Source organism: Aquabacterium sp. (assembly GCF_021768455.1).
Classification (GTDB): Bacteria; Pseudomonadota; Gammaproteobacteria; order Burkholderiales; family Burkholderiaceae_C; genus Aquabacterium.
Genome location: NZ_JAIZVX010000146.1, coordinates 1 through 10,693 on the forward strand (window position 1 = coordinate 1; position 10,693 = coordinate 10,693).

Genomic DNA, 10,693 nt, shown 5'->3' on the forward strand with positions numbered 1-10,693 from the left:
GGGCTGGGGTGCTTGGCCGAAGGGGTGTTTCAGCGGCCGGTGAAGACGGGGGCGCGCTTCTCGAAGAAGGAGGCCACGGCTTCGGCGTGATCGGCCGTGTGGTGGGCCAGGCCCTGGAAGCGGCCGGCGTGGTCGAGGGCCTCGTCCAGCGAACCCGTGCGGGCCTGCTGCAGCAGCTGCTTGGTCCAGCGCAGCACCTGAGGCGGGTTGGCGGCGATGCGGCCTGCCAGCGCCAGCGCCGTCTCCATCAAGGCTTCGGGTGCGACCACCTGGCTGACCAGCCCGATGCGCAGGGCCTCGCTGGCGTCGAGCGTGTCGCCGGTGAAGGCCATCTCGGCCGCCTTGGCCGCGCCCACCACGCGGGGCAGCAGCCAGGCGCCACCGTCGCCCGGCACGATGCCGACCTTCACGAAGCTCTCGGCAAAGCGGGCGGTGCTGGACGCGATGCGGATGTCGCACATGCAGGCCAGGTCGTTGCCCGCGCCGATGGCCGGGCCGTTGACCGCCGCGATGATGGGCACGTGCAGGCCCTGGAAGGCGCGCGGGATGCGCTGGATGCCGGCGCGGTAGTGGGCCACGATCTCGGTGGGGCTGCCGGCGAACATGCCCTGGCGGTCGCGCATCTCGGCCACGTTGCCGCCCGAACAGAAGGCGCTGCCCGCGCCGGTCAGCACGATGGCGCGCACGCTCAGGTCTTCGTTGAGGTCCGCGAACAGGGTCTCGAAGGCGCGGAAGCAGTCTTCTCCGCTCAGGGCATTGCGGGTGTCGGGCCGGTTGAGCGTGAGGATGGCGATGGGGCCTTGGCGTTCCAGCAGGATGGGGGCTTGGTCGGTGGTGCTGTGGCTCATGGGGTGATCCTGTGGTGGTCCTGTGGGTGATCGGCTTGAAGAAGGGTCAGACGCGTTCGATGGCCAGCGCAATGCCCTGGCCCACGCCGATGCACATGGTGCAAAGCGCGAGGCGGCCTCCGGTTCGCTGCAGTTGCCGTGCGGCCGTGAGCGCCAGGCGGATGCCGGACATGCCCAGCGGGTGCCCAAAAGCGATGGCGCCCCCGTTCGGGTTGATGTGGGCACCGTCGTCGGGCAGGCCGAGTTCGCGCAGCACGCCCAGGCCTTGGGCGGCGAAGGCCTCGTTCAGTTCGATGACATCGAAGTCGCCGATGGCCAGGCCGGTCTGCGCCAGCAGCTTGCGCACGGCAGGCACAGGGCCCAGGCCCATCACGCGCGGCGCGATGCCAGCCGTTGCCACGCCCACGATGCGGGCCAGCGGCTGCAGGCCATGCTTCTGTGCCGCGGCTTCACTGGCCAGCAGCAGGGCTGCCGCGCCGTCGTTCACGCCCGACGAGTTGCCGGCGGTGACGCTGCCTTGAGGGCGGAATGCGGGTTTGAGCCTGGCCAGCGTTTCCAGCGTGGTGTCGGCACGCGGGTGTTCATCGGCACTGAAGAGCGTGGTCTCGCCCTTGCGGCCGCTGGGCACGGCCACGGGCACGATCTCGGCGTCGAACACGCCGCTGGCCTGGGCGCGGGCCGCTCGCTGTTGGCTGCGCAGGGCGAAGGCGTCCTGGTCGGCGCGGTAGATCCCGCATTGCTCTGCCACGTTCTCGGCCGTCTCGCCCATGGCATCGATACCGTAGAGGGCTTGCATGCGGGGGTTGACGAAGCGCCAGCCGATGGTGGAGTCGTGCACTTCGGCATGCCTTGAAAACGCCGCCGTGGGCTTGGGCATCACCAAGGGCGCGCGGCTCATGCTTTCCACGCCGCCCGCCACCGCCAGGTCCAGCTGGCCGCAGGCGATGCCTCGTGCCGCGCTGGCGATGGCCTCCAGGCCCGAGCCACACAGGCGGTTCACGGTGGCCGCGGCCACGCTCACTGGCAGGCCCGCCAGCAACGCGCTCATGCGGGCCACGTTGCGGTTGTCTTCACCGGCCTGGTTGACGCAGCCGTAGTAAACCTCCTCCAGCTGCGCCCAGTCCAGCCGCGGGTGGCGGGCCATCAGGGCCTGCAGCGGGATGGCACCGAGGTCGTCGGTGCGGATGCCCGAGAGGCTGCCGCCGTAGCGGCCGATGGGGGTGCGGATGCCGTCAATGATGAAGGCGTTCTGCATCACAACCCCAGAACGCGCTCGGCGTTGCCGTGCATGACTTTTTCCATCACGGCGTCGCTGTAGCCCAGCTCGGCCCATTCACGCAGGATGCGGTCGTAGGGCAGGCTGGGGTAGTCGCTGCCGAACATGATCTTGTCCTGCAGGCGACCGCGGATGTCGACCTTCAGGTTGCCCGGGAAGTACTTGGGCGCCCAGCCCGACATCTCCCAGTACACATTGCCCTTGTGCAGGGCCACGGCCGTGGTCTCGTCCACCCAGGGCCAGCCGGGGTGGGCCATGATGATCTTGAGGTTGGGGAAGTCGGCGGCCAGGTCGTCGATGGCACCCGGGTGGGCATGGCGGATGCGCGCCCCGTTGCCACCGGGCATGCCGGCGCCCATGCCGGTCGTGCCCACGTCGATCATCACGGCTGCACCCAGCGCATTGATCTCTTCGAAGAGGTCATAGTGGCGCCGGTCGTTCACGGCGAAGTGCTGCATGATGGGGTGGAAGTGAAAGCCGATGAAGCCCAGCTCCTGGACGGCCTTCTTCACCTGGCGGATGGCGATCTCGCCCTTGGCAGGCTCCACCGCACCCCAGCACTGGATGATGCGATCGGGGTGGCGCTTCCACATGCCGTGCACGTACTCGTTGGTGCAGGGCGGGGCGGCCACGGTGGTTTCCAGGTCGAGGGCCACGAGGCAGGCTTCGACGCCGGCCCCCGCGAATTCCTTGATAACGTCTTCTTCAGACTTGCCCACCCACTCGCGCTTCCAGTAGCGGGCGAGCTCTTCGGGGTAAGGGCCCTGGGAGTCGATCCAGGTGGGGGTGCCGGGGTAGCAGTGCAGGTCGATGATGCGCATGGGGTGCTCCGGGTGCGGCGCAGTGGTGGGCGCCGCAGTGGGTTCAATGAAGGAATGAAAGGAAGGAGGGGAAGATGTGGATCAGGCCGCTTGCGCCGCCACCGCCTTGGCTTCGGCCTCGGCCGCCAGCTGGGCCGCGATGCGTTCGCCCAGTGCCTTTTTCGAGACCTTGCCGAAGGTGGACACGGGGAAGTCGGGCAGCAGCTCCAGGCGCTCGGGCAGCTTGAACCGGGCGATCTCGTGCGTCTGCAGGAAGGCCACGAGCTCAGGCAGCGTCAGGCTGGCACCCTGTTTGGGCACCACGTAGGCACACATCTTTTCGCCCATGGCGGCATCGGGCATGGGCACGCAGGCCACGTTCTGCACGGCCGGGTGCATGAGGATGAGGTTCTCGACCTCTTCGGCACTGATCTTCTCGCCGCCGCGGTTGATCAGGTCCTTCTTGCGGCCCTCGACCACGTAATTGCCCGAGGGGTGCTTGCGCATCAGGTCGCCTGAACGGTAGAAGCCATCGGGCGTGAACTGGCGGGCGTTGTACTCGGGCACGCCAAAGTAGCCGCGCAGGGTGTAAGGGCCACGGCAGGCCAGCTCGCCGACTTCACCGTCCGGCACCTCTTGCCCGTCGTCGTCGATGAGCTTGACTTCGTCGTCGGGGCAGACGGGGCGGCCACAGGTCTCGAGCAGCACCTCTTCGTCGTCGCCTTGGCGCACGAACATCAGTAGACCTTCGCTCATGCCGAAGTTCTCCTGCACAAAGGCATGGCGGAACAGCTGGCGTGTGCGGATGCGCACCTCAGGCTGCATGCGCTGGCCGCCGCTCTGGATCTGTTTGACCGAGTCCAGCTGCGCATCGGCGATGGCCGGGTCGTTGATCAGGCGGATCAGCAGGGCCGGCACCACCTTGAGGTGGGTCACGCCATGCTGGGCGATGAGCTTGAACATCTCGGCCGGCTTGGTGTTGGCGTGCAGCACCACGGTGCCTCCGTTGAACAGGAAGCCCTGGATGCCCGGGCAGGCCAGGGGCAGGTTGTGCGCAATGGGCAGCACCAGCAGCAAGACCGATTCGGCATCGACGCCCGCGACCTGTGCCGCCACCTTGGAGTTGTAGGCGTAGTCGTTGTTGGTGCGCGGGATCAGCTTGGGGATGCCGGTGGTGCCGCCCGAGAGCTGGAAGATGCACGGGTCGGTCGGCTCGATGCGGATGCTGCGCAGGGCCGTCAGCGGCAGGGTGGCCGGCTTGGCGATCAGCGCGGTCAGCGAGTGTTCACCGGGGCCGGCTTCGCCCAGCACCAGGCGCAGCTGCAGGCAATCGTGCTCGGCCTGCACGCGTTCGACGATGGGGGCAAAGTGGAAGTCGCCACCCTGTTCGCGCACCGAGGTCGGGTAGACCACGCAGCGGGCTTGCGACAGGCGCACGAACTGGTTGAGCTCGGCGTGCCGGTGGGTGACGAGGGCGGCAATGGGGATGCAGCCGAGCTTTTGCAGTGCGAAGTACAGCACCACGAACTCGGCCACATTGGGCAGCAAGGGCACGACGCGGTCGAGTGGCTTGAGGCCCAGGTCGAGCAGGTTGAGGGCCAGGTTGTCGCTGGCGGCATCGAGCTGGGCGTAGCTGTAGCGGCGCTCGCCATCGATCAGGGCGGTGCGCTCGGCAAAGCGCTCGAACACGGCGGCGAACTCCTGCGCCAGGGACTGGTCTTGCCAGTAGCCCTTGGCGCGGTAGCGCTTGGCAAAGTCATCGGGGAAGGGGACGAATCCTGGCAGCATGGTGGGCTCCTGGTGTGCGTGAAGTGATGGGCTGGACGGGGTTGCAGGCCGCGGCTCAGGTCGAGGCCGTGAAGCCACCGTCGATCACCACGATCTCGCCGGTCACGAAGCGGTTGGCAGTCAGCAGGTTCAGCATCACCTCGGCCACGTCGTCGGCCGTGACGCAGCGGCGCAGCGGCGTCTGCTTGGCGCGCTTGCCCATCAGGTCGTCGTACTTGTCGCCCAGCATGCGTTCCATCCACTCGCCTTCCATCCAGCCCGGGGCGACGGCGTTCACGCGGATCTCGGGACCGAGGTTCCAGGCCAGGGTTTTGGTGAGGTTGACCACGGCGGCCTTGCTGGCGGCGTAGGCCGGAGGCTGGGGGCCAGGGCGCAAGCCAACGATGCTGGCCGTGTTGACGATGGCCGGGTTGGTGCCCTTCTTGAGCAGGGGCACGGCGGCGCGGGCCACCTGGAAGGTGCCGCGCACGTTGACGGCGAAGGTGCGGTCCCACTCGGCCATGTCCAGGCTCTCGAGGTCCTTGACCTTCCAGCTGGCGGTGGTGCCGGCGTTGCTGACCAGGGCATCGAGGTGGCCGAAGACCTCGCCGATGGCGGCCATCATCTGGCGCACGGCCTGGTCGTCGCTGACATCGCATTGCAGCAGCAGGGTTTGTGCGCCCAGAGCCTGGGCTTCGGCGGCCACGGCCTGGGCGGCCTTGGCGCTGGAGCCGTAGTTGATGGCGACGTCAAAGCCGGCGCGGGCCAGGGCCAGCACGGCGCTGCGACCGATGCCGGTGGCACCGCCGGTGACGAGGGCTTTTTTGCGGGAGGTGGTGGTCATGGGTGGCTTCCTTGGTACGTGGGTGGACGGTGGTGAAGAAGAAAGGCGCGAGGCCATGCGGCGGCGCAACCCGGGTGTGCGGGGCTGTGGATCAGGTGGTGGGTTGGCGGGGCGGCTCAGCTTGGCCGAGGCGCCCTCTCGACCGGCTTCAGACCGGTCTTGGGGGTAATCCCTGAAGGGGGTGGTGTCGCATCGTCTTGTCTCTTCCGTGTGGTGCGGTGTGGGGCGCTTCGTCGAGCGCTTGGGGCCACTTTAGGCAGGCGATGCGATGCGGAGAAGATGCCAGAATCCGTGAAGCGATACGCAAACGACATCCCGGCAAAGACCCCTAGATGAAGCTCACGCAGTTACGCGACCTGGTCGCCATCGTCGAACACGGCAGCCTGCGCGCCGCGGCGCGGCAGCTCGACATTGCCCAGCCCCTGCTCACGCGCAGCGTGCGGGCACTGGAGAAGGACCTGGGCGTGATCCTGTTCGACCGCCAGGCCCTGGGCATGACGCTCACGCCGGCCGGCAAGGTCTTTCACCAGCGGGCCTGCGTGATCGTCAACGAGGCGCGCCGCGCCCGCGACGAACTCACCCAGGTGCTGGGCGAGGGCCAGGGCACGCTGGTGGCGGGGCTGTCGATCATGCCGCACGCAGGTTTGCTGCCAGGGGCCTTGCCGGGCTTTCGCAGGCGGTATCCGAACGTGCGACTGCAGCTCATCGAGGGCCTTTTTCCCGATCTGGAAAGCCGCCTGCGCGAGGGCAGCGTCGACTTCTACATGGGCGCTGCGCCCCGCCTGATGCCTGCACCCGGCCTGGTGGTGGAAACGCTGTTCCACAACACCCGTGCCGTGGTGGGGCGCAAGGGGCATCCACTGAGCCAGGCGGGCTCGCTCAAGGAGCTGGCGGGGGCCGACTGGGCCACCACCTCCATCGACTACAACGCCAGCGAAGACCTGGTGCGGCTCTTTGGCCGCTACGACCTGCCTCCGCCCAAGGTGGCCTTGCAGGCCGGCAGTGCGCTCTCGCTCATGGTGGCGCTGGCCCAGACCGATCTGCTGGCCATGCTGCCCCGTCAGTGGGGCGACTTTCCCCTCACCGCCGATGCCTTGCAGGTGATCCCGGTGCGGGAGGTGCTGCCCGCGCCCGACATCGTGCTCATCCGCCGTCCCGACCTGCCGCTGACGCCGGCCGGCGAACACCTGGTCGACCTGATGCTGCGCTTTGCGCCGGTGGAGCCGGCCGAGTCGGCGAGCATCGCCAGCGTGTCCATGCCTTTGTGAGGTGGCGCGGCAGGCTCATGGTGTGAGCCACTGCACCACTGCCGGTGCCAGCCGGCGTTGCAGGGCTTGCAGGTCTTCGGGCGTGTCCAGGTCGGTGACGCAGGCGGGGTGGGCGCCGGGCCAGAGGGCCACCGCATCGGGGTGCTGGCGCATCCAGTCGCGCACGCCTTGTCCTGCAGCCAGGGTGGCGATCGCCTGAACGGCCGCGTGGGCCAGGATCACCGGGTGGCCCCGCACGCCATCGGTCACCGGCACCATGGCCCGCACGCCGGTTGCGCGCTGGGCCCAGGCCTGCAGCAGGGGCGCGATGTGCTCGGCGGCCAGTTCGGGCAGATCGGCCACCAGCAGCATCAGGTCCATGCCTTGTCGGGCCGGGTCATCCAGGTGGGCTTGCGCGGCCAGCCTTTGGGAGTCGACCAGGCTGGGTTCGGGCAGGGTGTGCCTCAGGGGCATGGCGCCGCACCGGGTGGTCAAGGGCAACAGGGTGTCGGCATAGGGGCAGATGACGACGTGGGGGCGGCTCACCGTGCCCCCCCCGCACACGGCGGCGAGCAGCCGCTCCAGCAGGCTGACACCGTCGATCGACAAGGCCGATTTGGGGCGGCCGCCCAGGCGCCGGCCCAGCCCTGCAGCCAGGAGGGTGGGGGCCACGCCTGGCGTGGCCTGGGCCGGGTGAGGCTCAGACCGCACAGCTGGAGGGCAGGGTGGCCGCATCCGGTCGCGCGGGCAGGCTCTCGCGTTCCGCCTTGCCTTCGGCCACGGTGTCCAGCTTGGGCCGGTGGATCCCGTTCTTCACGGCCACGATCTCGGCCATGATCGACAGGGCGATTTCGGCGGGCGTCTTGCTGCCGATGTAGAGCCCGGCCGGGCCATGCAGGGCATCGAGCGCGGCCTCGGGCACATCGAAGTGCTCGTGCAGGCGTGCCCGACGCAGCGCGCTGTTGCGGCGCGAGCCGATGGCGCCCACGTAGAAGGCCTCTGACTGCAGGGCGTCGATCAGGGCCAGGTCGTCCAGCTTGGGGTCGTGGGTCACGGCCACCACGGCGGTGCGCGCATCGGGCTGCAGGCGCAGGATCAGGTCGTCGGGCATCTCGTGGCTGAGCGTCACGCCGGGCAGGTGCCAGCTGGCGCGGTGCTCTGCGCGCGGGTCGCACACCACCACCTCGAAGCCCAGGCTGAGGGCCATCTGGCACAGGAAGCGCGACAGGTCGCCCGCCCCGATCACGATCAGGCGCGAGGCAGGGCCGAGGTAGGTGCAGAAATGGGCCTCGCCCAGCACCGGCACGCCATCGCCCTGTTCGCCGCGTTGCACGGGGCGCAGCGTGGCCTCGCCCGTGCGCAGGTCGAGCTGGCGCTCGATGCCCTGGCGCTGCACGCAGGCCTGCCACATGGCCTCGAGCCTGCTGTGGGGTTGCACGGCCTCGAGCACCAGCTCCACGGTGCCACCACAGGGCAGGCCGAAGCGGTGGGCTTCGTCGGCCGAGATGCCGTAGCGCAGCACGGTGGGCGCGGCGCTGGCGCAGGCCGCCTGCACGCCGCCTTCTCGGATGCGCTGGATCAGGTCGTCTTCGATGCAGCCGCCCGACACCGAGCCCACGGTTTCGCCCCGGCCGTTGATGGCCATGAGCGATCCCGGCGGCCGGGGGGAGGAGCCCCAGGTGCGCGCCACGGTCACCAGCACCACAGGCAGGCCGGCGTCATGCCAGCCCAGCGCGGTGCGCAGCACCAGGGTGTCGAGGTCTTCCATGGGGGCTCCGGGCTCAGGCCAGCTTGAAGGGCAGCTGGCGCTGGGGCTTGCCGGTCAGGCGCGCCACGGCGTTCGCAAAGGCCGGCGCCAGGGGCGGCAGGCCTGGCTCACCCATGCCGGTGGGGGGCTCGGCGCTGGGCACGGTGTGCACGCTCACCTCGGGCATGGCGGTGATGCGGGGCACCACGAAGTCGTGGAAGTTGTGCTGCTGCACTTCGCCATCCTTCAGGGTGATGGCCGCACCGGGCAGGCACATCGACAGCCCCATCAGCGCGGCACCCTGCACCTGGGCCTCGACCGTGCGCGGGTTGACGACCAGGTTGCAGTGCACCCCCGCCGTCACGCGGTGCAGCACCGCTTCGCCCTTTTTCACCGAGGCCTCGACCACGTAGGCCACAACCGATTCAAAGGATTCGTGCACGGCCACACCCCATGCGCGGCCCGCGGGCAGGCGCTTCTTGCCGTAGCCGCTCTGGTCCACGGCCAGCTGCAGTGCGTCGCGGTGGCGCGGGTGCTTGTCACCAAACAGCTTCATGCGGTAGGCCACCGGGTCCTGCTTCGTCTGGCGTGCGATCTCGTCGATCAGGGTCTCCATCACGAAGGCGGTGTGGGTCGAGCCCACGCTGCGCCACCACAGCACCGGCACATTGAGCTGGGGGTGGTGCACCGTCAGGCGCATGGGCAGGTCGTAGGGCTCCCGCATGCCTTCCACGGCGGTGGTGTCGATGCCGTTCTTGATCATCACGCCGGCAAAGGGCGAGCCCGCGGTGATCGACTGGCCGATCAGCACATGGTCCCAGGCCAGCACCTGGCCCTTGTCATCGAAGCCGATGCGGGCATGGTGCAGGTGCATCGGGCGGTAGTAGCCACCCTGGATGTCATCCTCGCGGCGCCACACCAGGCGCACCGGTGCGTTCAGACCGGCAGCGCGGGCGGCCTTGGCCACTTCACAGGCTTCGACCACGTAGTCGCTGCTGAAGAGGCCTCGGCGGCCGAAGCCCCCACCGGCCATCTGCACGTTCACGCGCACCTGCTCGGGCTTGAGGCCCAGCACGCGGGCGGCGGCCAGGCCATCCACCCCCGGGAACTGGCTGCCCACGTAGAGCTCTGCGCCGGTGTCGGTGAGCTGCACGGTGCAGTTCAGCGGCTCCATGGGCGCGTGCGCCAGGTAGGGGAAGACGAACTCGGCGTCGATGTGGCGCGGGGCCGTGGCCAGTGGGGCCATGTCGGCCTCGAACTGGCGTGGGCCGTCCTGCTTGACCAGGGCACGGTACTGCGCCAGCTGGCGGGCGCTGTCGACCTTCTCGACGGCGTCGGTGTCCCACTGCACTTTCAGCGCCTCGCGACCCTGCTTGGCGGGCCAGTAGCCCGTGGCCACGACGGCCACGCCTTCGGCACCCCGGTCCAGCGGCACGCGGAAGACGGCCTTCACGCCCGGGATGGCGCGTGCGGCGCTGTCGTCCACCGATTTCAGCTTGGCGCCAAACACCGGCGGGTGGGCGACCACGGCCGTCAGCTGGCCCGGCAGGGCCGTGTCGATGCCGAAGCGCTGGCGGCCACTGCTTTTGGCCTTGGCGTCGATGCGCGTGGTGGGCTGGCCGATGAGGCGGAAGTCCTTCGGGCTCTTGAGCGTGACCTTCGCGGGCACGGGCAGGGCCATGGCGGCCTCGGCCAGTTCACCGTAGCCCAGCTGGCGGCCATCGGGTGCGATCACCCGGCCGGCCTGCGTGCGCAGTGTCGCGACGTCGGTGTTCCAGCGCGTGGCCGCGGCCGTCAGCAGCATGGCGCGCGCACGGGCGCCCAGTTCACGGTACTGGGTGAAGCTGTGCTTGATGGTGTTGGAGCCCCCTGTGAGGTGCATGCCGAAGCGCGGGTCGGCGTAAGCGCCATCGTTGGTGCCCATGCGGCTGCGCACCAGGGACCAGTCGGCGTCCAGTTCTTCGGCCAGGATCATGGGCAAGGCGGTCTGCACGCCCTGGCCGAACTCCAGACGGTTGATGGTGACCGTGACCTCGCCATTGGGCGCGATCTGCACAAAGGACAAGGGCTGCTCGGTGGGCTTGAGTGCCGCGGCTGGGGCTGCGGTGTGGGCTGCCGCGCCCTGGGCTGTGGCCAGGCCGGGGAAGGTGCCCAGCACCAGGCC

At 69.2% G+C, this 10,693-nt stretch carries 9 protein-coding genes; 1 reads left to right on the forward strand and 8 read right to left on the reverse strand.

Translation table 11 applies throughout. The features are described 5' to 3' along the window. Positions 1 to 29: 29 nt before the first annotated feature. From QZ994_RS16125 to QZ994_RS16145, 5 genes are all read right to left on the reverse strand, one after another. On the reverse strand, positions 30 to 848 hold the full coding sequence (locus QZ994_RS16125; RefSeq protein ID WP_290873906.1) for a crotonase/enoyl-CoA hydratase family protein: 819 nt from the start codon (positions 846 to 848) through the stop codon (positions 30 to 32). Positions 849 to 894: 46 nt separating this feature from the next. Further along, on the reverse strand, positions 895 to 2,106 hold the full coding sequence (pcaF, locus tag QZ994_RS16130; protein WP_290873909.1) for a 3-oxoadipyl-CoA thiolase: 1,212 nt from the start codon (positions 2,104 to 2,106) through the stop codon (positions 895 to 897). Then, on the reverse strand, positions 2,103 to 2,945 hold the full coding sequence (locus QZ994_RS16135; RefSeq protein ID WP_290873911.1) for an amidohydrolase family protein: 843 nt from the start codon (positions 2,943 to 2,945) through the stop codon (positions 2,103 to 2,105). Before QZ994_RS16135 ends, pcaF begins: the two co-directional genes overlap by 4 nt. Positions 2,946 to 3,026: 81 nt before the next feature. Then, positions 3,027 to 4,712, reverse strand: a complete 1,686-nt coding sequence (locus QZ994_RS16140; RefSeq protein WP_290873913.1) for a (2,3-dihydroxybenzoyl)adenylate synthase — start codon at positions 4,710 to 4,712, stop codon at positions 3,027 to 3,029. A gap of 55 nt (positions 4,713 to 4,767) precedes the next feature. Next, complete coding sequence (locus QZ994_RS16145) at positions 4,768 to 5,535, reverse strand: SDR family NAD(P)-dependent oxidoreductase (RefSeq protein ID WP_290873915.1); 768 nt, start codon at positions 5,533 to 5,535, stop codon at positions 4,768 to 4,770. Positions 5,536 to 5,867: 332 nt separating this feature from the next. Here QZ994_RS16145 and QZ994_RS16150 point away from each other — a divergent pair, with 332 nt between their 5' ends. Next, the gene (locus QZ994_RS16150; RefSeq protein ID WP_290873917.1) at positions 5,868 to 6,803 is read left to right on the forward strand and encodes a LysR substrate-binding domain-containing protein; all 936 of its coding nucleotides are present in this window, start codon (positions 5,868 to 5,870) and stop codon (positions 6,801 to 6,803) included. A gap of 15 nt (positions 6,804 to 6,818) precedes the next feature. Here the strand turns inward: QZ994_RS16150 and QZ994_RS16155 are convergent, their stop codons facing one another. From QZ994_RS16155 to QZ994_RS16165, 3 genes are all read right to left on the reverse strand, one after another. Then, complete coding sequence (locus QZ994_RS16155; RefSeq protein ID WP_290873920.1) at positions 6,819 to 7,454, reverse strand: NTP transferase domain-containing protein; 636 nt, start codon at positions 7,452 to 7,454, stop codon at positions 6,819 to 6,821. Positions 7,455 to 7,482: 28 nt separating this feature from the next. Next, complete coding sequence (locus QZ994_RS16160) at positions 7,483 to 8,550, reverse strand: XdhC family protein (RefSeq protein WP_290873923.1); 1,068 nt, start codon at positions 8,548 to 8,550, stop codon at positions 7,483 to 7,485. Between the two features lie 13 nt (positions 8,551 to 8,563). Next, positions 8,564 to 10,693: xanthine dehydrogenase family protein molybdopterin-binding subunit (locus QZ994_RS16165; RefSeq protein ID WP_290873926.1), on the reverse strand; the 2,130-nt coding region annotated here is incomplete at its 5' end.